The organism is Geodermatophilus amargosae (assembly GCF_041028265.1).
In the GTDB taxonomy this organism is placed as follows: domain Bacteria; phylum Actinomycetota; class Actinomycetes; order Mycobacteriales; family Geodermatophilaceae; genus Geodermatophilus; species Geodermatophilus amargosae_A.
The window spans coordinates 388667-408679 of sequence record NZ_JABGCW010000003.1 but is presented as its reverse complement, the minus strand read 5'-3'; the positions used below and the strand labels follow the sequence as shown (position 1 = coordinate 408679).

The window sequence follows — 20013 nt, the reverse complement described above, 5'->3', positions numbered from 1 at the left end:
TCTACCCGAGCCAGGCCTCGACCTCGTCGAGCTGCGCGTGGGTGAGCCCGACGTGGAGGTCGGGCGCGACCACCAGCACGTGCGGGTTCGCGGCCAGCCAGTCGCCGGTGTCGTCGGCCTGCTCGGCGAGGTCGTCGTCGATCCACACGATCCGCCGGTCGGGCTCGGACGCGGCGACCTCCTGTGCGGCGGTGAGCTTCCACCACCCCGAGCTGCCGCCGAAGACGCCGAGGAACCCGGTCGGCGCGGCGTCGGCCCGGGCGTGCGTGCGCAGCCCGCGCGGCAGCCCCATCGGGCCGGCCAGCAGCCGGTCGGCGTCCGCCGCCCAGGTGGTGAGCCACTGGATCTCCACCCGACCCGACTCGTGCAGCTCCCGAAGGCGGGCGGTGATGGTCGGGTCCCAGGACAGCAGGAAGCCGTTGAACGTGGCGCGCTCCCAGCCGTCGGGCACCTCGCGGCGGGGCGTGTTCAGGACCCCGTCGACGTCGAGCAGCAGTATTGGACGGTCCCCGGGGGCGCTCATGCCCCGATCCTCGCGCCTTTCACCGAGCCCACGAGTGTCGAGGACGCATGCGTCGGACTCGGTCGTCTCGTTGACCTTGAACGTCCTGGGCCACCCTCCGAAGGTCTGGACGCCCGCACAGCTCCGCCCACTCGAGACCTGGAGACGACGATGACCAGCGAGGTCCAGCTGATCAGTGACGGTGATGGCCTGGCGGTCATCGGCGACCGGGCAGCGGTCGAGCGGTTCCTCATCTCCGAGAAGCTGGCGTACGGGTCCCGCGACCTGCCCAGGCTCGGGAGCGTGCTCAGTCGCGGGGCCGCGCTCGCGGATGCCGGCTCCCAGGTGACCGAGGCCTCGGGGCGCTGGGTGAAGCTGACCAAGCAGTCGGCGGATCTGATCGCGAAGCACGGGCTGACGCCGACCAAGACGCCGGGCGTCAGTCACGCGATGATCGGGGAACCCGGCTCGATCAAGTCGTGGCTGCAGATCGCGCAGGGGCCCGGGGCGAAGGCCGCTAACCCGGCGGTGCTCAGCGGTGCTGCGGGGATCATGACGCAGCTCGCGATGCAGCAGGCCATGGACCAGATCACCGACTACCTCGCCACGATCGACGAGAAGCTCGATGACGTGCTCCGGGCCCAGGAGGACGCCGTCGTGGCCGACATGATCGGCGTGGGCTTCGACATCGACGAGGCCCTGACCATCCGGGAGCACGGGGGTCGGGTCAACGAGGTGACCTGGTCGAAGGTCCAGGCTGCGCCGGCGACGATCGCGCGGACCCAGGCGTACGCGTTGCGCCAGCTCGACGCCCTCGCGGAGAAGGTCGAGCGCAAGGCGAGGATCGGTGACCTCGCCAAGGCGACGAAGGACGTCGAGACCAAGGTCCAGACGTGGCTGTCCGTTCTCGCCCGGTGCTTCCAGCTGCTCGACGCCGTGGCCGTGATCGAGCTGGACCGGGTGCTGGAGGTGGCTCCCGACGACCTGGACGGCCATCGCCTGGGGCTTCGAGCGGTCCGGCAGAAGCGGCTGGACACGATCTCGCAGAGCACCGAGCGCCTGCTGGGCCGCATGTCCGAAGCAGCGGCCACCGCCAACCTGAAGGTGCTGTTCAACCCGGTGGCGTCTCCGGCCGTGGTGCAGTCCAGCGAGCGCGTCGTCGCCGCCGTCGTCGACCTCCACGGGCGACTCGGGATCGAGTCGCGAGCGGAGTCGCTGGAGGCGAGGGGCTGGACCGACGCGGCCGCGGAGCTCAGGGACCGGGTCCTCGAGACCGGAGCGGACGGCGTGGACGCCTCCAAGCGCCTCGGCAGCGAGACCCTCGACCGCGCCATGTCGGTGACCGGCCGGATCTCCAGCGGGATCGCCGCGCGCACGTTCGGCCGGCGCGCCGAGGACGAGGGACAGGACCCGGTCAGCCAGTAGGCACGGTCCGACCGACCCGGGCCCCGGCAGCCACGCGCTGCCGGGGCCCGGCGTCTCAGCCGAGCAGCCAGGTGAGCCGCAGGAGCCCTCGCCGAGACACTCGGCGGTGGCGGCCAGCATGCGGTCGTCGGCGGCCACCTCGCCGGTGCGCAAATCGATGGTGGCGACGGCGGCCTTTGCGGCACCTCTGCTTCCCGCGCGTCGACGGCGAGCCGAGTCGCTGGCGGGTCAGGGTGGCGGCATGCCGACCGACCAGCCGGGCAGCGTGCGCATCGGCACCTGGAACCTGAAGCTCTGCCCGCCTCCCGACCTGGAGCGTGGGAGCGCCCTGCGAACATGGATGGACAGCCAGGACGCTCAGCTCTGGTTGCTCACCGAGGTGCACCCGGACTGGACCTCACCGGAGGGCTTCGTCCTCTCGCCTCCTCGCAGCCTCGACCCGGACAAGCCCAAGCGCTGGGCCGGCATCTCGGCCTCGCACTCGCTCACCGAGGTCACCGGTCCACAGGACCACCCGGGGGACGAGGGGCTCGCCCTCGCGCGGATGGCGGTCGCGGGGACATCCGTGCTGGTCGCGTGCTCGGTCCTGCCCTGGCGTGCGAGCGGCCGATACTGGCACGGCCTGCCGACCGGCCAGCCGGAGCAATACGTTACGTGCTCGACCGCCACGTCGCCCGGATCACCGCGGCGCGCCAGCCAGGCGAGCAGCTGGTCTGGGGTGGCGACTTCAACCAGGAACTCCTGCCGCCGCACTGGGCCGGTACGTACGACGGTGCGGCGACGCTGCGGGGGGCCTTCGCCTACCTCAGGCTGACCCCGCTCACCGCGGCGCTCGGGCACTCAACCGGCAGACGCACGCCATCGACCACCTGGCCGTCAGTGCGGGACTGCTCGGTGAGGGAGCCGCCGTGCACCGGCCCGAGGGGGAGGACGGCAAGGACCTCAGTGATCACGCCGCCTACACGGCCGACGTCGTCCTGAACTGGCCGCCGTCAGCAGGCCGGTAGCCCGAGGGCCGCACGAGACGCCGCAGCGTCGTGCTGCTGGACCTGCCACTCTTCGTGCATGCCGGTGTCCATCACCATCCCGGACGTCCCCGACGAGACGCATGCCGTGCTGCTCGCGCGCGCCACCCGGGCCGGTCAGTCGCTGCAGCACTACGTCCGGGACCGCCTCGTCGAGTCGGCGAGCCGGTCGAGTCACGAGCCATTCTGGAACCGGGTGCAGCACCGGGTGGCGTCCACGGGTTCCCGGCTCCCCGCGCCGGAGATCACCGACCTGCGCGGCGAGGACCTCCGCTGACGACGGGGGTCGCCCCGCCGCGGCGATGGGCCACGGCGGGACGGCCCCGTCGTCAGTGCGTCAGAGGGTCGAGAACTCGATCTCGTCCCACTCCGCGCCGACCACCCCGCGCAGCCAGTCGAGGACCGGCTGCTGGTCGACCCGGTAGCCGAACCCGGTCCCGGCGCAGGCGCCGTTCATCACGAACGAGTTGACCGCGGTCACCGTGTCGCCCACGAGCACCGGACCACCCGAGTCGCCGAAGCACGTGCCTCCGCGGCCGCCGCCCGGGCTGGTCGACAGCTTCACGTTGTAGCCGCCGGCGTTGGTGCCGTTCAGCCCGATGATGAAGCTCTCCGCGGTCAGCCGCTCCCGGTAGGCGACCTGCTTGGTCTGGCTGCCGTTGCTCTCCTGCACGCCGTAGCCGGTCACCGTCGTGGTGGCCGAGTTGCCCGGATGCGCGCCCTTGTACCGGTCGAGCGCGCCGGCGGTGGCCAGCGAGGCGTACTCGGTGATCTCCGGGTACTCGGACTGCACCGGGGCGTCGAGCAGCAGCACGCCGGCGTCCTTCGACTCCGGGATCTCGTCGAGCCCTGTGTATCCGTAGGAGTAGATCTGGGTCGACGTCACGCCGTACTCGTCGTCGTACGGGTAGGCACTGCCCAGCGCCTGGACATCCTGCTCGAAGTACACCCGCGCGCTCGTGGCCACGGTGCCCTCGTCGTCCAGGGTCACGCAATGCCCGGCCGTCAGGAAGACGGTGTCGGTGAGCAGGGCGCCCGAGCAGCGGTGGCTCGCGACGCCGTTCTCGTCGAAGAAGACGGCGAGCCCCACGTAGGTGTGCTCGAAGTCCTCGGTGAAGTTGCCCGTGATCGCCTGCGCGGCGGTCCCTCCGGCCAGCACGACGGCCGAAGCCAGTGCCACCGTGGTCACGGTCTTCCGCATCCGGTTCTCCCCCTCGGATCCATGCCGGCGTCGGTGCCGGCCGAGGGAGGTTAGGCAGGCTCGCTAACGACACGCCAGAAGCGGGGACGGATCGTTCCGGTCCGTCCGCGTGTCGGAGCGGCGCGGCGGCGTGGGGCGCGTGTGACGACGGGGTCCCGACCCGCACCGCGGCTGCCGATGCGTCAGGGGAGCGGCGGACGAACCACGACCCCCGGCGCTCGGGGAGTGCACGCACATGGCTGGACGACGACGGCTCCAGGACCGCCTCGCGGTCCTCGGCGGCGCGCGGCCCGACCTGCTCGAGGCGGCGCCCGGCGCGCGCCCGCGCTTCGCCGCGCTCGGCGGCGTCCTGCTCAGCACCGGCGGTCTCGCCGTGGCCTCCGCGTCGTTCGCGCTGCACATGGCCCTCGGCGTCTGGTGGCCGTTCGCGCTGGTGCTCGGCCTCGGCTGGGGCGCCGTCGTGGTCAACCTCGACCGGATGCTGCTCGTCGGCATGGCGCATGACGCCTCGCTCAAGCGCAACCTCGCGCTCGCCGTGCCGCGCGTGGGGCTGGCGCTGATCCTCGGCGTCGTCGTCGCCACGCCCCTGACGCTGCAGGTGTTCCACAAGGAGATCGACGCCGAGATCACCGTCATGCAGGCCGAGGCCGCGGACGCGTACCGGCAGTCGCTGGAGTCCGACGCGCGCTTCGCCGGCCTCGCCGACCTGCAGGAGCGGGTGGCGCAGGGGCAGGACGTCGTCGCCACCGGCGGGCAGGCCGATCCGGCGCTGCTCACCGTCCAGGCCGACGTCACCGCCAAGCAGTCCGCCTACGACGCCGCCCTGGCCACCCAACGCGACCTCGAGGCGCGCGCCCAGTGCGAGCTCGACGGCACCTGCGGGACCGGCGACCCCGGCACCGGCGACGCCTACGTGCAGGCCCGCGCTGCCGCCGACGCGCAGGCCGCCGTCGTCGCCTCGGCCGGTGCGGCTCTCGACGACGCGCAGTCGACGGCGTCCGCCGCCGAGACGCGCAGCGCAGACCTCGCCGCCGCCTCGCTCACCACCGACTCCGCCGAGCTGGCCCGCCTGACCGCCGAGCTCGACCGGCTGCAGGCCGCGTTCGACTCCACCAACGAGGGCTCCGGCGGCATCCTGCTGCGACTCCAGGCGCTCGACCGGCTGAGCGACAGCAACGCCACGCTGGCCGTCGCGAAGTTCATGCTGTCGCTGCTGTTCATGTGCGTCGAGATCCTCCCGGTGCTCATGAAGGTGCTGCTCAACTTCGGTCCGCCGACCGCCTACGACAAGCTCGCGGCGCTGCGCGACAGCGGCGACGTGGACATCGAGGAGCTCCAGCAGCAGTCGCGGCGCACCGTGGCCGAGGCCAAGGAGGAGCTCCTGGTCATGGCCGAGCAGGAGCGTCTCGACCGGCAGAAGGCCGTCATCCGCGCCCGCCACCTCGCCACGCTGGCGCAGGCCCAGGTCGAGGCCGAGGAGGCCGCCCGCCCGGTGCCGCAGCCGGCTACGGCGTCCGTCGACGAGCCCGCCCGCCAGCTCTGGGACACCGGCCCGATCCGCCTGGCCCGCTCGGCCGCGCGGACCATCCGCCCGTCCCGCCGGCCGGGCAACCGGGTCCCCACCGGCGTCTGACGCCCACCGGCACCACGCATGGAGGTGTGCACTTCCGCGGAAGTGCACACCTCCATGCGTCAGCGGACGGCGCTCAGCGTCCGGCCCGGCCGGCGGCGTGCGCTCGGGGCGCATTCCCGGCCGAGGACACGCCGTGAGCGCACATCACTCGGCCGCCGCCGGACACGGAGTGCGCTCAAGCCGGGTTCTGTCGTGAGGAATGCGGCCTCGGCGCCCACCGTCCGGCGGGCGCGCACGTGGGGTGACGCGACCGCTCAGCCGCGCACCCACGGAGTGGTCGGCTGCAGCACCGCCTCGGTCAGTGCCTGGGTCCGGAAGTGCGTGAACTGCTGGTACTCGGGGTCGGCGACCATGCGGCTGAACGCCTCCCGCGAGGGGTAGCGGACGAGCAGCACCGCGTCCCAGTCCTGCCCCGGCTCCGCGACCAGCGGGGTGTGGCCGTTCCCGGCGTAGAGGACCTCGCCGCCGTACCGGGCCAGGAAGGTCTCCGAGAGCGCCGTCGAGTACCGCGCGTACGACTCCCGGCCGCCCTCGGCGAACCGGAGCAGGTTGAGCATGACCACCGGCCCGCCCGGGTCCTCCTGGAGGAAGCGCTTGAGGTCAGCACCACGGGGATCGACGGCCATGCGGCGACGCTAACAAGGGCCGATGAGCGGCCGTCAGCGGTGCAGCCGGCGCCGGAGGGTGACTACACCGTCCAGTCGGTGTAGTTGGCGAAGTGCGTGGCGACGCCGCCGGACATGCGCCAGACGTGCGCGCACGGCGCGTCGAGCGTCCGTCCCTCGCTGTCCCGGCCGGTGAAGCGGCCGGTCACCACGATGTGGTCCCCGGCCTCCAGGAACTGGTCCGTCGCCAGGCCCACCACACCGGGGCCGCCCCAGTACTGCGCGAACTGGGTCCACACGTCGTTCACCACGCTGTCCGCGCCGTGCCATGTCCCGCTGTACGGCATGCCCCGACCGTGCTCGACCCACTCGACGTCCGGAGCCAGGATCTTGCTGGCGACAGCGAAGTCCCCCCGGCTGAACGCCTCGTAGGCGTCCCGGAGCGCGGCCACATCCGATCCAGACACCCGGCATCCCCCCTCCGCCACTCGTCCCCAGCGGCGCCGGGGCCATGGCTTCGTGGGCGCGAAACTAGTGACGGTCCGGTCCTCCGAGTAGGGGCCGAGGTCCCCGGTGGCACCCGCCGCGGTCACGGCACGCGCCTGGGCAATTCTGGCCAGAACTCCGGCTAGACTGTTCTCATGACGACCATCCCGCTCAGCGAGGCGAAGGACAAGCTGTCGGCGCTGGTCGAGGCGGCCGAGAAGACGCACGAGATCGTCACGATCACCCGCCACGGACGCGAAGCCGCCGTCCTCATGGCGAAGGAGGACCTCGACTCGCTGCACGAGACACTGTTCTGGCTCTCGCAGCCCGGCGTCCGCCGGGACATCGAGGAGGCCCGCGCCGAGGACGAGGGCGACGAGACCACGTCCGCGAAGGAACTGAGAGCCGAGTTCGGCCTCGACGGGTGACCGCACCGTTCGAGGTCCGGATCTCCTCGGCGGCTCGGCGCCAGCTCGGACGCCTGCCCGCCAAGGTCGCGTCAGCCGTCGTCGAGTTCGTGACCGCCGTCCTGCCCGAGAACCCGCTGCGCCTCAGCAAGCCGTTGACCGGGGAGCTCGCCGGGCTGCGCAGTGCGCGGCGAGGTGACTACCGGGTCCTCCTCGAGGTGGACGAGGACCGTCGGCGGATCCTCGTGCTGCGCATCGCGCACCGGTCCGACGTCTACCGGCCTCCGCCGCCGTCCAGCACGGACGGAGGCTGATCACCGGCCGACGAGGCGGTCCAGTGCCGCGGTGAAGCTGGCGTTCCACAGGCCCAGGTGCGGCCAGCGCTCGGCCACGTGCGCCGTCGCCTCCTCGACCGACATCCCCTGCTCGCGCACCAGCCAGCCGCGCAGCACCAGCCCGGTCCGCGACGCCCCGCCGTGGCAGTGCACCAGCACTCGGTGGCCCTCGGCGTGCAGCGCAGCGAGGTCGTCGAGGACGTCGGCGAGCATGACGTCGAGGTCGACGTTGTGCTCGTTGTCGGCGATGTAGGCCATCCGGTGGTCGGTGTGCGGGAACGGCTCGCCCAGCCGGCACAGCGAGATGACGGCGAAGTCCTCGTCCGAGTAGCGCGCGCCGTCGAGGTTGCCGGCCCAGATCCCCGGCAGGACCTCCAGCGGACCGATCCGCGGGATGACGCCCGGGTCGTACGACGGCACCGGCTTGCCGTCCAGCGCCGCGGCGAGCTGCTGCAGGTCGGGCAGCCGCCACACCCGGTCGCCGTGACCGGGGATCCGCCCGTGCACCGGCGAGGACCACCGCATCGGGATGCCGCCCATCCCGTACACCGCCCCGGCCAGGCCGCCGGCCACGCACGCCACCGTGTCGGTGTCACCGCCCAGGTCGATCACCAGCCGCAGCACCTCGGCGAAGTCCTTCCCCTTCCGCAGCGCCCACAGCGCCTGCCCGAGCGTCGGCCACACCGCGCCGTTCGACTCGGTCGCCATCGACGGCTCCCAGTCGGGAGCCAGCACGGCCGCCCACCGCTCCCGGTGCTCCTCAGCGACCAGCGACAGGGCAGCGGGGACGGCTGCCAGCGGGTCGCCGCCGTCGAGCGCCACCCGCATCAGCTCGTGGAAGACGGCGCAGCCCTCACCGGCCGACGGGTCGCCGTGCGTGAGCGCCGAGATCCGCCGGGCGGCGTCCACGGTCGCGTCGGTGCCAGAGCGCGAGAACCAGATCGCCGCCGGCGTCGTCCGCATCAGCGAGCCGTTGCCCGCCGCGTGCCCCGACCGCGCGAAGTGCTCGGCGGCAGCGGCGTCCCATGGCAGGGCCGACGACAGCACCGCCCGCGTCTGGTTGCCGATGTCCGGCGGGTCGGCGTCGGCCCACTGGCGGAACCGGTCGAAGACGTCGGCCTCGTCGAGCCCGCCCCGCTCGACCAGCGCCTGACCCGCCAGCAGCGCCATCTGGGTGTCGTCGGTGAACTGGCCCGGCTCCCACCCCAGCGACCCGCCGCCGCACATCTCGGTCGCTGAGCCACGGGCGGGGGAGGGGAAGCGGGCGGAGAACGCGCCGGGTGGGCCGAACTCCAACGGCGCCCCTAGCGCGTCGCCCACGGCCGAGCCGACGAGTGCGCCCGCCACCCGGTGCGAGCGGTGCAGTCCAGCAGTCACGCCCGACAGTCTGCGCGACGCCGACCCAGGAGCCATTAGCGCTACAAAGGCCCCGTCCTCGGCGCGGAGGACACCGATCACGGCCGCCGCATGAGACCGTCCCGTCTCGATGTACCGCACAGACGGCTCCCTGCTCCTGAGCCCCACCGACCTGACCCGCCACCAGGCCTGCCCGCACGTGACGACGCTCGACCTCGCCGTCGCCGACGGCCGGTTGAAGCCACTCGCCGAGGGCCCGACCGACCACGCCGCGCTCATCGCCGACCTCGGCACCGAGCACGAGATGCGCTACCTCGACGCCCTCGAGGCCGAGGGCCGCACCGTCGTCCGCATCCCGGCGCGGTTCGACGTCGCAGGCCGCCGCGAGGCCGAGGCGCTGACGCTGCAGGCCATGCGCGACGGCGTCGACGTCATCTCCCAGGCCCAGTTCTTCGACGGCGTCTGGGGCGGCGCGGCCGACTTCCTGCTCAAGGTGGCCACCCCGTCGAACCTGGGGGACTGGTCGTACGAGGTCGCCGACGCCAAGCTCGCCCGCCGCGTCAAGGTGCCCGCGCTGCTGCAGATGGCCACCTACGCCGAGCGCCTCGCCGTCCTCCAGGGCCGCCAGCCCGACCGCGTCTGCGTGGTCACCGGCGACGGCGTCACCCACCCGTGGCGGCTGGTCGACGTCGCCGCCTACGCCCGCCGCGCCCGCCGCAGCCTGGCCGCCTTCGTCGCCGACCCGCCGGCGACCGAGCCGGTGCCGACGTCGTACTGCAACCAGTGCACCTGGAAGCCGCGGTGCGACGCCGAGCTGCTGGCCGCCGACGACCTGAGCCTGGTCGCCGGCATGCGCCGCGACACCCGCGAGGCCCTGCGCGCCGCCGGCATCACCACGCTCGGGCAGCTCGCCGACGCCGCACCCGAGACGCTCCAGGCCGCCCGCATCGGCGCGGCCACCCGCGCCCGCGTGCAGGAGCAGGCGCGCGAGCAATTGCGCGAGCGGCACACCGGCACCCCGACCCGCACGCTGCTCGAACCCGTCACGGGCCTCGGCCTGCTCCGGCTGCCCGAGCCCAGCCCCGGCGACCTCTACCTCGACTTCGAGGGCGACCCGCTCTCCGCCGACGGCGCGGGTCTGGAGTACCTGGCCGGCGTCGGACGGCGCGACGGCTCCTTCAGCGCGCTCTGGGCGCACGACGCCGCCGCCGAGCGACAGATGGTCGCCGACCTCGTCGACCTCGTCCTCGATGCCTGGCGCGCCGACCCCGGCATGCACGTCTACCACTACGCCGCCTACGAGGTCAGCGCGCTCAAGCGCCTGACCGGCCGCTACGGCGTCCGCGAGGCCGAGCTCGACGAGCTGCTGCGCGCCGGGCGGTTCGTCGACCTCTATCCGGTCGTCAAGCAGTCGATGCGGATCAGCAAGGGCTCGTACTCGATCAAGAAGGTCGAGGCGTTCTACGGCCGCGAGCACACCGGCGACGTCGCCGACGCGATGGGCAGCGTCATCGCCTACGAGCAGTGGCTCGCCGACCGCGACCCCGTCCGCCTGCAGGCGATCGAGCTCTACAACAAGGACGACGTCGACTCCACCCGCGAGCTGCACGACTGGCTGGAGACCCAGCGCGAGGAGCTCGTGCGGGAGTTCGGCGGTCAGGACCGCCCGCTGCTGTCGGAGACCACCGGCCCGGTGGAGCGGACGGACGCCGATCTCGCCGAGCTGGCGCTGGTCGAGCGGCTCGAGGAGGCCGGGCACCAGCTGCTCGGCGACCTCGTGCAGTGGCACCGCCGCGAGGCGCGCCCCGGCTGGTGGGAGTTCTTCGCCCGGAAGGACATGGACGACGACGCGCTCGTCGACGACGGCACCGCGCTCGGCCGGCTGACCGCGCCGGTGGAGGTCGGCCAGGAGAAGCGGTCGAAGCTCTACGAGTACCGGTTCCCGACGCAGGACACGAAGCTGGCGAAGGGGTCGACGGCGGTCGACGTCGACCGGCACGTCAGCGTCGGCACCGTCGTCGCGCTCGACGCGGCCGCGGGGCGGGTCGTCGTCAAGACGGCGAAGCCGCCGGTCGCGGCGCGCGGGCTCGGGCCGAGCGGGCCGCTCGACGACAAGGGCATGCGCGCGGCGATCGCCGCCACGGCCGACGACGTGCTCGCCGGCCGCGACTGCCTCGGCTCGGCGCTGCTCGAGCGGCGGGTACCCGCGGACTGCCGGCGGCAGCCGGGGGAGGAGGCGGGCGACGCCGTCGTCCGGCTCGGGCTGCGCCTGGACGGCGAGGTGCTGGCCGTGCAGGGCCCGCCCGGCAGCGGCAAGACGCGCGCCGCCTCGCACCTGATCCGCGCGCTGCTCGACGCCGGCAAGAAGGTCGGCGTCACGGCGACCTCGCACGCCGTCATCGGCAACGTGCTGTCCGCCGTCGGCCGGCCGGCACTGCAGAAGTGCGACGAGAAGCAGGCCTGCGGGGCGCCGGGCGTGGAGTGGTCGAAGGACGGCAAGGAGGTCGCCTCCCGGCTGCTCGACGGCGACGTGCGGCTGGTCGGCGGGACGGCGTGGTTCTGGACGCAGCCGGACCTCGCCGAGGCCGTCGACGTGCTCGTCGTCGACGAGGCGGGGCAGTTCTCGCTGGCCAACGCGGTGGCGGTGGCACGGTCGGCTCGCTCGCTGGTCCTCCTGGGCGACCCGCAGCAGCTCGCGCAGCCCACGCAGGGCGTGCACCCCGGCGACTCGGGGCTCTCCGCGCTGGAGCACCTGCTCGAGGGCCACCCGACCGTGCCGGTCGGCCGGGGGATCTTCCTCGACAAGACCTACCGGATGCACCCGGCGCTGACCGCGTTCGTGTCCGACCTGGCGTACGAGGGCCGGCTGGAGTCGGCCGCGCTGCGGGAGCGGATCACCGTGCGGCCCGGTGGGCTGGTGTCGGGGTCGGGGCTGGCGGTGCGGGAGGTCCGGCACACGGCGCTGTCGTCGGCGTCTTCCGCGGAGGAGGCGGCCGAGGTGGCCGCGGTGTGGCAGTCGCTGCAGGGCGTCGGCTGGGTGGACCACGAGGGCGCGCAGCGGCCGATCGGTCCCGACGACGTGCTGGTGGTCGCGCCGTACAACAACCAGGTGGCGCTGATCCGCAGGTTGCTGCCCGACGGCGCGCGGGTGGGCACGGTCGACCGGTTCCAGGGCCAGGAGGCGCCGGTGGTCGTCTACTCGACGACGTCGACGTCGGCCGAGGAGGCGCCGCGGGGGGTGTCGTTCCTGTACGACCTCAACCGGCTCAACGTGGCGGTGTCGCGGGCCAAGGCGCTGGCGGTGGTGGTGATGAGCCCGCTGCTGCTCGACGCCGCGGTGCGGACGCCGGAGCAGCTCCGCCAGGTCAACGCGATGTGCCGGCTGGCCGAGATGGCCGGTGTCTGACACCGCGGAGCTCGCGGCGCTGGTCGGGGTTGCGCCCGACGTGCTGGTGCGCGCGCTGGGCGACGCCTGGACGGAGGTGCGCGGGCCGGTGCACGAGCGCTGGTTCGTGAGCGGTCAACCTGCGCAGGTGGCGGTCGGCTGGGACGGCTTCGGCCTCACGCTGGCCCGGCCGGAGCCGCGCTGGTCCGGGCCCGTCGAGCTCGTGTGGGAGTTCGTGGCCGACCGCCGGTTCTCCTCCGACGAGGTGCTCTACGAGCGGGCGGAGCTCGCCGAGGCCGCCGAGGAGGTCGCCCGCAGGCGACGGCGCACCTTCCGCTGGTGCCCGGTGTGCCGCGAGGTCAACGCCCGCGAGCACGTGCACGACAACACCGGCCTCTGCATGTCCTGCGCCGAGCGCCATCTGGGCGTCAAGTACTGAGCCGACGCGACCAGGGGCGTCCGCACCGTGTGCGGACGCCCCTGGTCGGCTGCTGTCAGACCCGGCCGGGGACCGGCGGCAGGTGGTAGCCGAGCGGCTGGACCTGCTGGAAGTCGGTGAGGGGCAGCGGGTAGCGGCTGCGGTCGAAGTCGGTGTGCTCCCACTTCCACTGCTGGATGCGCGGGCCCACCCAGAACAGGTAGATGCCGAGCGTGATGATCGACAGGACCAGCCACTTCAGCCAGTTGCCGAACAGGGCCCACGCCGAGCCGGTGAAGACGAGCGGGAAGCCGTCGATGGACGAGTGCTTGGCCCGCCAGCGCTCGCGCAGCACCAGCGCGAACGGGTAGCAGATGCCGAACGTGCAGACGGTGATCAGGACGGCGAGGATGCCGGTCCCGACGAAGGTGGCGGCTCCGCCGTCGAAGCGGAAGCGTCCGGACTTGGCCATGGTGGATCTCCCCGTGGAGTCGTGGCGACGTTGTGGGGACCCCTTCGGCGGTCGGCTTGATCGACTGCACGCGACCGCGCCCTGACGGTGCTGAGGTGACTGCTGGGTCGGACCGTGACCGCGCGCGGACCTCAGGCGACGGGCGCCAGCAGTGGTGCCGGGGTGGTGATCTGGGTGCCGTCGGGTCGCCAGGTGTGCCAGCGGCCGTCGGGTTGTCGTTCGACGCGGAAGCCGTGGTGGACCTGGGTGTGGTGGCGTTCGCAGAGCAGGGCTGAGTTGCCGACGCTTCCCTAGTCTGCCCCCATGCCGGAGGTCAAAGCAGCAGCGGTCTACGCCCGCATCAGCAGCGACACCGAGGGCAGGGCGCTGGGCGTGGCCCGCCAGCTGGAGGACTGCCGACGCCTGGCCGACCAGGTCGGGTGGACGATCGCCCAGGAGTACGTCGACAACGACCTGTCGGCCTACTCGGGTAAGCGCCGCCCGGCGTATCAGCAGATGCTCACCGACCTGGCCGACGGCCTGCGGGACGCGGTGATCTGCTACCACGTGGACCGACTGACCCGCCGTCCGGTGGAGTTGGAGTCCTTCGTCGCCACCGTCGATGCCGCCGGAGTACGCAAGGTCCGGTTCGTATCTGGCGACATGGACCTGGGCACCGGCGACGGCCTGCTGATCGGAAGGATCATGGCGGCGGTGGCAGCGAACGAGTCAGCGGCCAAGAGCCGCCGGATGCGGCGCAAGTGGGAGCAGAACGCCGCCTCGGGCGTGCCGCACGGCGGCAGCGTGCGCCCCTTCGGTTACGAGGCCGACCGACTGACCGTCCGCCCGGACGAGGCCGCCGTGATCCGCGACCTGGCCGCCCGCTATCTGGCCGGGGAGAGCCTGCGGTCGCTGTGCGGCTGGCTCACCGAGCAGGGCGTGGCCACGGTGACGGGCAAACAATGGCGCTCCCCGACGCTGCGCGGCCTGCTTCGCTCCGGGCGGATCGCCGGGCTGCGCGAGCACCGCGGCGAGGTCGTCGGCCCCGCCCAGTGGGCGCCGATCATCAGCCCGGCCGACCGGGACCGGATCCTGGCCCGGATGGCCGAGCAGGTTCGCAGCGGCCGACGCACCCCGCGCCGGTACGTGCTGTCCGGGCTGCTGCGGTGCGGCAAGTGTGGCGGCAAGCTTTACGCCTCCCCTCGGGAGCACAGCCGCCGCTACGTCTGCCTCAAGGGTCCCGATCACGGCGGCTGCGGGCGGCTGACCGTTGTCGCCGAGCCGCTCGAGCAGCTGCTGGTCGAGGCGGTGCTGCAGCGCCTGGACGGGCCTGAGCTGGCCGACGTGCTGGCCGGCCGGCGCGGTGACGCCCTGGCCGGCGAGCTCAGCGACGGCCTGGCCGGCGACCAGGACCAGCTCGACGAGCTGGCCGTCATGTTCGGCAAGCAGGAGATCAGCGCCCGGGAGTGGCGCGCCGCCCGCGAACCCATCGAGCGGCGCATGCAGGAACGCCAGCGGCGGCTGTCAGCCGCCACCCGCACCGACGCACTGAACGGTCTGCCGGGCAACGGCGGGCAGCTACGCCAGCAGTGGGACGACCTCAGCCTGTCCCGGCAGGCCGCGATCGTCGCAGCGGTCCTGGACCATGCGGTAGTCGAGCCCGGTCAGCTCGGTGCCCGCTCCCTGGACCCGTCCCGCGTGCGGGCGGTCTGGCGGGTCTGAGCCCGGCCGGGGCTGCCCCCGCCCGCGCTCCGCGCGTTCGCGGGACCAACCACCGGCGCGGGCAACAGCGCCGCCACCTTCGCCAGCACCTGCGGATCAGACACCCGCACCGGCACACCTTGGGCGGCGCAGGAAGCGGCCAGCCACTCACTGACCTGCGCAGGGGTCAGCTTGCCCACGGCCAGCAACCACGCGACGCGGGGGAACGGGAATGGCACACAAGGCACTCCGAGGCATCGACCCAATAAGGGATCGACCCCCGGCGCCTACGCCCTCGGTCCTTCAGCTACTCCGGCATCAGCAGCTTGCCACCCACCCGACCTCAAAGCTCCGGCGTGCAAGATTGGGGTCCTACCCCCGCCGAGCCCGAGTGGGTGGCTCGAACGGTTGTCCCACGCTCCGCCCGCAGTCTGCCAGATCCGGTTCCGGGGTGAAGCCACCGACTCGAAGTCTGTCTACCTCAGAACAAGCGCCCTTCAGTTGCGCATTAGCCGCTGACGCACCGCCTGCGCCGACACGCCCAGCGCACTTCCGATGCGTGCCAGCGAGAGCCCCAGCTCGCGCCCCTCCCGCATGGCCTCGACCACTTCTCGCTCGGCGGCTTGCTGTCGCTGCGCAGCTCGACGCAGCCGCCGAAGCGCAGCTAGCTCCCTCTCCTCCGGCAGCTCATCCGCCAGCTCCTCCGGCGGCTCCTCCAGCGGCGGCTCCTCCAGCGGCGGCTCGGGCAGCACCACACGTGGCTGCGCCGCTTGCTGCGGTCGCTGAAGGGACTGCGGCGCGCGGGCTACCGCCCCGCGCCCTTGCGCGTTGCGGCGCTCCGCCGAGCGTCGCTGAGCACGGTTCACTCTGTGAATATACGTTCATGAGTCCGTGAACTCAGGTTGCGACAACTCATGTTCACAGCAATATGTCCGCTGAGCTGGGCAAACAGGCTTCCGGCCCACATGGCGGGCAACAGTGCTTGCGATGTTTCCAAGGGGCGCCTCCGGCGCCGGGGCCGGTTCCCGGCTTGGGCATCCGGCCGTCAAGGGCGCTCCGCGCCGCTACGCGATGGCCTGCGGCCACCCTTGACCGCCGGGCTGGGGCTGCGGTCCGCCAAGTGGGACGACCGCAACCGGCAGTTGCGGGTCCGGGGAAGGGCGCCCCCGGACCCCCAGCCGCCAAGCGGTCTGCGAGAGTCGTTATGCCGCTAGCGGGACCGCCGAGATTCCTTCCTCGGATATTATCTATTACATTCCTTTAAATGCTTAGACATTCGATTGACAACGTCGATGCTTAGGGCGAAGAGATCTTGAACCTCTTCAATATCGTAAACTTTGTCCGGATGCTGTGTCGGATTCCTGAATGATTTTCTCAGGTTATCCAGGTTGTTCATAAGCACTTCCGGCGGTGGACTCCTTCGCTTGTTCAAGGCCTCAGTCATCGCGAACCACATGAGTGGTGGCTTTAGTCGCTTCTGGAGAACGAGGCGCAGATAAAAATCCCGTAGCACCGCTTCAGTGCCGCGCATGGAGTGGAAGGCGGCGGCCGTAGGCATCTCGAAGGCTATACAGCGACCGGCTTGCTCAAAATCGAACTTGGCCAGACTTGGCAGACCCTCATAGACGCCCGGAGCCATGAGCGATGGAACGTCATTAAGGAGGCGGCCCACGTCGTACCGCTTATCCCGAGTTATGTACGCAATTTGTCCGGCCGCCTCTGCGAGCATTGTCGTACGTACCGACGAGGCGGTCTTTTTCAATCGCTTTTGCTCATCTGGCGTCAGAGTTCGCGTTTTCTCCCAGCCCTCTTCTTCCTTATGCGCCTCAAGATCTTGATCGATCTCGGCGGCGAGATCCTCCAACGGGAGGGCAACCCGGCGAGTCACATGCATTTCATACTGCTCAAGGCGGTCAAGAAGGGTCTGAATATTCGAGCGGATCGCGCCCACGCCGAAGACGGGGTGACGGGGAGCTGCGTCGAGCAGGTACCTCACGGCTGTGCCCATCCAGATGTAACCGCTCGTCGCCCTGGCTTCCACTAAACCCCCGCACTGAACCGCGTCTCCGGCGACAACCCTAAGACCTTGTGGCGGTAGATGCCTTAGGGATGTGCAAAGTTGTCGAGTGACGTCTCGCCGCCGTCGATCCAGTGCACGAGGTGGTGGACGTCGCACCAGTGCGTCGGCGCGGAGCAGCCGGTGAACACGCAGCCGCCGTCCCTCAGCTCGGTCGCCCTCCGGATGTGGCGGCTGGCCAGCCGCTGCTCCCGGCCGAGGTCCAGCGGGGCGCCGTCGGGACCGAAGACGACCCGGGAGACGGCCCCGTCGCAGGCCAGCCAGCGGGCTTTGGCGGCGGAGATGACCGCACCGAAGCCCATCCGCCCGGCACCCGGGCCGGTGGCGGGATCGGCCAGGTCCTCCAGCCTGATCACGACGGCGACCTGCGGCTTGTGGCCGCGCAGCACCGGCAGGTTGCCGGCGACGAGGGCGTTGTCGGCCAGTTGCGCGAGGGCGTCGCCGAAGCGCTGGGCGCGGCTGCGCTCGTCGCCGGCGGGCCGGTCGGCCTGGACGAGCGACTCCAGCGCCGCCTGCAGCTTCTCTCCGCCCACGGCGTCGAGTTGACCGCGGATGCTCAACGCGCCGTCGGCGTGTTTCGCCAGGGTGAGTGAGCGGCCCTCGGTCGGGTCGGGCTCCGAGCCGTCGGGGTCCAGGTCGTCGAGATAGCGCTGCACGACGCGGACGAGCGCGGCGTGGTCCTGCTCGACTGCGACCCGGGTGACCACCGCGTCGATCACGCCCAGGTCGATGCCCTGCGCCACGGCGGCGGCCAGCCGCTGCGGCGTCACCGCGCGGGCGGCGACGGCGACCTGCTCGGCCGACACCAGCCCGGCGTCATGGGCCTCGCCCAGCGCCGGCAGGTGCTCGATCGCCCGGCCGTTGCGCACCAGCCGCGACGCCTCCGAGCCCGAGAGCCGGCAGTGCCCGCGCAGCCACGAGGCCATCGACCTCTGCCCGTCCCGCTCCGGCGCCTGCGACAACTCAGCGGCCCGCACCCGCCGCACCAGCCGGGCGTCGATCCAGTTGCGTTCGGCGACCAGCACGGCGACGCCGTCGAGGACATCACCGCCCACCAGCTCACCCGAACACATGTACGAATGGTACCCGGTCGCGGTGGGTGCCTCAACCCGAAACCGCAGGTCAGGACGCCGATTCGCCAACCAGGCACGGTGTTGGCTCGCGAGGGGTAGGACGACCGGGATGGACCTCGAGGACGCCACCGCGCTGAGGGCGCCACTGCACGGCCGCGAGCCACGGCCGGTCCGCACGCACTGGGTCGACGTCGACGGCGTCCGCTGGCCCCTGAGGCAGGTGGTGACCCTGGCGACGGGAGTCGATCGGAGCCGTATCAGCACCCGCGCGGCTCACCGGGCCCTGCGCCGGCTGGGCTTCGAGACGAGCGAAGCGCCGCCACCGCCGCCGGGAGAGGTCCCCGACGTCACTGCGCTCCTCGATCCGCGGAACGCCGGAGCGGCGGCCGACTTCCTCGCCGCCGGACGCGCGGCGAGCAACGAGCCGGGGCTCTACAGCTGGTGGGCCGACGCCGTGGGCGCCGCCGACCTGACCCGGGGACTCGGGCACGAGGTGGTGCCCAGCCTCGTCTACGCCGGCCGGGCCGGGGGCATCCGGCCGAGCGGCGTGCGGTCGACCAACACGCTGTGGGGCCGCCTCGCCACCATGCACCTCGGCGGTCGCCGGCAGTTCTCCACGTTCCGGCTCACGCTCAGCGCCTGCCTGTCCCCGGAGGGCGGCCCCGCCGTCGGCGAGCAGGAGCTCACCGACTGGATGCACCGGCACCTGCGGGTCGCCGTCCTCCCGTTGCCGATCGAGTCGGTGGCGCCGGGGGAGGAGCGGCTGCTCGAGCTGGCCGACCCGCCGCTCAACCTCCGTGACGTCCCGAGGACCGACCTCCGCCGCGCCCTCGCCCGCCGGAGGAAGGCACTGCCCACGTGACGCGACGGCGCCCCGGCCACCAGGGCCGGGGCGTCGTCGCAGGGGTCGATCAGGCGACGCGGCGGGCGCCCGCGTAGCTCGGCATCGAGTCGAGGGACACGACGGCCACCGGCTTGCCGGCGGTCGAGGCGTGGACCATCTGGCCGTTGCCGATGTACATGCCCACGTGCGACACGGGGCTGTAGAAGAACACCAGGTCGCCCGGCTTCAGGTCGGCCTTCGCCACCGGGGTGCCGAACGTCGACTGCGCCTTCGAGGTGCGCGGGATCGAGATGCCGGCGGCCTTGAAGCTGTAGCTGGTCAGACCGGAGCAGTCGAACGTGTTGGGGCCGGTCGCGCCGTACACGTACATGTCACCGACCTGGGCCAGCGCGGTGTCGACGGCGACCTGCGCCGCACCGTTGGGGGCGGGCGCCGGCGCGGCGGCCACCGTCCCGACACCGCCGACGCCCACGGCGGCCGAGGCAGGGAGGGGAGAGAGGGCGATGCCCGCTCCGGCGATGGCCGCGACGGCGATGCCGCGGAACGAGCGACGAGCGATGGACGTGCGAGTAGTCGTCATCGACGACGGTTCTCCTGTTCTCCACGACCGCCTACCGAGTTAGCTGACGGGTTCGGACGGGGGAGTCGCCCGGCGCGACGGATCGCGCTTCACCCCAGTGCTGCGGTGGGTCCCCGGTCCGGTGCGGCTGGGTGCCGGCATCCGGTTCGGCGGCGTCCGGCGGGTGTCACACGGGAGGTGACGAGAGGCCCAGGCCGGTCGGCGACGACGGTAGGGAGAGGTGCTGGAGCGCTCAACCGGCCCGCGGCGGCGCCACGCCCGGAGGCGACGCGCCGATTTGACATCAACTCGTCATACGACACGCCACCGTCACCACGACAGACGGCGCGATGACCGGCGCCTGACCGTCTCCTGAGCGGAGCGGACACGCCGGGCCGGACGAGAAAGGACGAGGCGGTGCGTCCGCACGCCCCGTCAACGGCTCACCACGCAGATCGCGGACAGTCCACGGGGATCAGGACGGTTGGCCTGCCCGTTGACGGGGCACCGGTTGCACCAGTCGAGAGGGA

General features: G+C 72.1%; 20 protein-coding genes, 1 pseudogene and 1 riboswitch. Of the genes and pseudogenes, 10 read left to right on the top strand and 11 right to left on the bottom strand.

Features of this window, described 5'->3' with window-relative positions:
- Position 1 precedes the first annotated feature (1 nt).
- Positions 2–523 (bottom strand): HAD domain-containing protein, encoded by a 522-nt coding sequence (locus tag HLV61_RS05295; RefSeq protein ID WP_369253341.1) that lies wholly within the window; start codon positions 521–523, stop codon positions 2–4.
- 150 nt (positions 524–673) lie between these two features.
- Here HLV61_RS05295 and HLV61_RS05290 point away from each other — a divergent pair, with 150 nt between their 5' ends.
- From HLV61_RS05290 to HLV61_RS05280, 3 genes are all read left to right on the top strand, one after another.
- Positions 674–1927, top strand: coding sequence for a hypothetical protein (locus tag HLV61_RS05290; RefSeq protein ID WP_369253340.1), 1254 nt, complete (start codon positions 674–676; stop codon positions 1925–1927).
- Between the two features lie 241 nt (positions 1928–2168).
- On the top strand, positions 2169–2741 hold the full coding sequence (locus HLV61_RS05285; protein ID WP_369253339.1) for a hypothetical protein: 573 nt from the start codon (positions 2169–2171) through the stop codon (positions 2739–2741).
- A gap of 251 nt (positions 2742–2992) precedes the next feature.
- The gene (locus HLV61_RS05280) at positions 2993–3229 is read left to right on the top strand and encodes a FitA-like ribbon-helix-helix domain-containing protein (protein ID WP_369253338.1); all 237 of its coding nucleotides are present in this window, start codon (positions 2993–2995) and stop codon (positions 3227–3229) included.
- A gap of 60 nt (positions 3230–3289) precedes the next feature.
- Here HLV61_RS05280 and HLV61_RS05275 read toward each other — a convergent pair whose 3' ends face one another.
- The gene (locus tag HLV61_RS05275) at positions 3290–4153 is read right to left on the bottom strand and encodes a trypsin-like serine protease (protein ID WP_369253337.1); all 864 of its coding nucleotides are present in this window, start codon (positions 4151–4153) and stop codon (positions 3290–3292) included.
- Positions 4154–4388: 235 nt separating this feature from the next.
- On the opposite strand from HLV61_RS05275, the gene HLV61_RS05270 reads away from it, so the two are divergent.
- A complete protein-coding gene (locus tag HLV61_RS05270; protein ID WP_369253336.1) occupies positions 4389–5786 on the top strand; it encodes a DUF4407 domain-containing protein in 1398 nt (465 codons plus the stop codon).
- A gap of 254 nt (positions 5787–6040) precedes the next feature.
- Here HLV61_RS05270 and HLV61_RS05265 read toward each other — a convergent pair whose 3' ends face one another.
- Positions 6041–6412, bottom strand: coding sequence for a DUF1330 domain-containing protein (locus HLV61_RS05265; RefSeq protein ID WP_369253335.1), 372 nt, complete (start codon positions 6410–6412; stop codon positions 6041–6043).
- Positions 6413–6474: 62 nt separating this feature from the next.
- Positions 6475–6843: a nuclear transport factor 2 family protein gene (locus tag HLV61_RS05260; protein ID WP_369253334.1), complete on the bottom strand. Its 369-nt coding sequence runs from the start codon at positions 6841–6843 to the stop codon at positions 6475–6477.
- A 189-nt stretch (positions 6844–7032) separates the two neighbouring features.
- Here HLV61_RS05260 and HLV61_RS05255 point away from each other — a divergent pair, with 189 nt between their 5' ends.
- Positions 7033–7305: a type II toxin-antitoxin system Phd/YefM family antitoxin gene (locus HLV61_RS05255; RefSeq protein WP_369253333.1), complete on the top strand. Its 273-nt coding sequence runs from the start codon at positions 7033–7035 to the stop codon at positions 7303–7305.
- On the top strand, positions 7302–7598 hold the full coding sequence (locus HLV61_RS05250) for a type II toxin-antitoxin system RelE family toxin (protein ID WP_369253332.1): 297 nt from the start codon (positions 7302–7304) through the stop codon (positions 7596–7598). The genes HLV61_RS05255 and HLV61_RS05250 overlap by 4 nt, the downstream gene beginning before the upstream one ends.
- Here the strand turns inward: HLV61_RS05250 and HLV61_RS05245 are convergent, their stop codons facing one another.
- Positions 7599–8996: an ADP-ribosylglycohydrolase family protein gene (locus HLV61_RS05245; RefSeq protein WP_369253331.1), complete on the bottom strand. Its 1398-nt coding sequence runs from the start codon at positions 8994–8996 to the stop codon at positions 7599–7601.
- A 109-nt stretch (positions 8997–9105) separates the two neighbouring features.
- On the opposite strand from HLV61_RS05245, the gene HLV61_RS05240 reads away from it, so the two are divergent.
- Together HLV61_RS05240 and HLV61_RS05235 are read left to right on the top strand one after the other, a co-directional pair.
- A complete protein-coding gene (locus HLV61_RS05240; RefSeq protein ID WP_369253330.1) occupies positions 9106–12381 on the top strand; it encodes a TM0106 family RecB-like putative nuclease in 3276 nt (1091 codons plus the stop codon).
- Complete coding sequence (locus HLV61_RS05235; RefSeq protein WP_369253329.1) at positions 12374–12799, top strand: hypothetical protein; 426 nt, start codon at positions 12374–12376, stop codon at positions 12797–12799. The genes HLV61_RS05240 and HLV61_RS05235 overlap by 8 nt, the downstream gene beginning before the upstream one ends.
- A 55-nt stretch (positions 12800–12854) precedes the next feature.
- Here the strand turns inward: HLV61_RS05235 and HLV61_RS05230 are convergent, their stop codons facing one another.
- Both HLV61_RS05230 and HLV61_RS05225 read right to left on the bottom strand, forming a co-directional pair.
- Entirely contained in the window at positions 12855–13250 is a 396-nt protein-coding gene (locus tag HLV61_RS05230) for a DUF898 family protein (protein WP_369253328.1), read from the bottom strand.
- A 131-nt stretch (positions 13251–13381) separates the two neighbouring features.
- A pseudogene (locus HLV61_RS05225) lies at positions 13382–13537 on the bottom strand (endonuclease); the annotation flags it as partial.
- Positions 13538–13553: 16 nt separating this feature from the next.
- On the opposite strand from HLV61_RS05225, the gene HLV61_RS05220 reads away from it, so the two are divergent.
- Positions 13554–14951 carry a recombinase family protein gene (locus HLV61_RS05220; protein ID WP_369253327.1) on the top strand — a complete coding sequence of 466 codons (1398 nt, stop codon included), beginning with the start codon at positions 13554–13556 and terminating at the stop codon, positions 14949–14951.
- 476 nt (positions 14952–15427) lie between these two features.
- On the opposite strand, the gene HLV61_RS05215 is transcribed toward HLV61_RS05220, so the two are convergent.
- From HLV61_RS05215 to HLV61_RS05205, 3 genes are all read right to left on the bottom strand, one after another.
- Complete coding sequence (locus HLV61_RS05215; protein WP_369253326.1) at positions 15428–15685, bottom strand: hypothetical protein; 258 nt, start codon at positions 15683–15685, stop codon at positions 15428–15430.
- A gap of 488 nt (positions 15686–16173) precedes the next feature.
- Complete coding sequence (locus HLV61_RS05210) at positions 16174–16926, bottom strand: hypothetical protein (RefSeq protein WP_369253325.1); 753 nt, start codon at positions 16924–16926, stop codon at positions 16174–16176.
- A 107-nt stretch (positions 16927–17033) separates the two neighbouring features.
- On the bottom strand, positions 17034–18080 hold the full coding sequence (locus HLV61_RS05205; RefSeq protein ID WP_369253324.1) for an HNH endonuclease signature motif containing protein: 1047 nt from the start codon (positions 18078–18080) through the stop codon (positions 17034–17036).
- 109 nt (positions 18081–18189) lie between these two features.
- On the opposite strand from HLV61_RS05205, the gene HLV61_RS05200 reads away from it, so the two are divergent.
- Complete coding sequence (locus HLV61_RS05200) at positions 18190–18942, top strand: GIY-YIG nuclease family protein (RefSeq protein WP_369253323.1); 753 nt, start codon at positions 18190–18192, stop codon at positions 18940–18942.
- A 49-nt stretch (positions 18943–18991) separates the two neighbouring features.
- Here HLV61_RS05200 and HLV61_RS05195 read toward each other — a convergent pair whose 3' ends face one another.
- Positions 18992–19504, bottom strand: coding sequence for a C40 family peptidase (locus tag HLV61_RS05195; RefSeq protein ID WP_369253322.1), 513 nt, complete (start codon positions 19502–19504; stop codon positions 18992–18994).
- 12 nt (positions 19505–19516) lie between these two features.
- A riboswitch (cyclic di-AMP (ydaO/yuaA leader) is annotated at positions 19517–19648 on the bottom strand.
- Positions 19649–20013 lie beyond the last annotated feature (365 nt).

Coding starts and splice junctions, on each gene's coding strand:
- HLV61_RS05295 (WP_369253341.1), bottom strand. CDS start 523: ATGAGCGCCCCCGGGGACCGTCCAATACTGCTGCTCGACGTCGACGGG.
- HLV61_RS05290 (WP_369253340.1), top strand. CDS start 674: ATGACCAGCGAGGTCCAGCTGATCAGTGACGGTGATGGCCTGGCGGTC.
- HLV61_RS05285 (WP_369253339.1), top strand. CDS start 2,169: ATGCCGACCGACCAGCCGGGCAGCGTGCGCATCGGCACCTGGAACCTG.
- HLV61_RS05280 (WP_369253338.1), top strand. CDS start 2,993: ATGCCGGTGTCCATCACCATCCCGGACGTCCCCGACGAGACGCATGCC.
- HLV61_RS05275 (WP_369253337.1), bottom strand. CDS start 4,153: ATGCGGAAGACCGTGACCACGGTGGCACTGGCTTCGGCCGTCGTGCTG.
- HLV61_RS05270 (WP_369253336.1), top strand. CDS start 4,389: ATGGCTGGACGACGACGGCTCCAGGACCGCCTCGCGGTCCTCGGCGGC.
- HLV61_RS05265 (WP_369253335.1), bottom strand. CDS start 6,412: ATGGCCGTCGATCCCCGTGGTGCTGACCTCAAGCGCTTCCTCCAGGAG.
- HLV61_RS05255 (WP_369253333.1), top strand. CDS start 7,033: ATGACGACCATCCCGCTCAGCGAGGCGAAGGACAAGCTGTCGGCGCTG.
- HLV61_RS05240 (WP_369253330.1), top strand. CDS start 9,106: ATGTACCGCACAGACGGCTCCCTGCTCCTGAGCCCCACCGACCTGACC.
- HLV61_RS05230 (WP_369253328.1), bottom strand. CDS start 13,250: ATGGCCAAGTCCGGACGCTTCCGCTTCGACGGCGGAGCCGCCACCTTC.
- HLV61_RS05220 (WP_369253327.1), top strand. CDS start 13,554: ATGCCGGAGGTCAAAGCAGCAGCGGTCTACGCCCGCATCAGCAGCGAC.
- HLV61_RS05205 (WP_369253324.1), bottom strand. CDS start 18,080: ATGTGTTCGGGTGAGCTGGTGGGCGGTGATGTCCTCGACGGCGTCGCC.
- HLV61_RS05200 (WP_369253323.1), top strand. CDS start 18,190: ATGGACCTCGAGGACGCCACCGCGCTGAGGGCGCCACTGCACGGCCGC.
- HLV61_RS05195 (WP_369253322.1), bottom strand. CDS start 19,504: ATGACGACTACTCGCACGTCCATCGCTCGTCGCTCGTTCCGCGGCATC.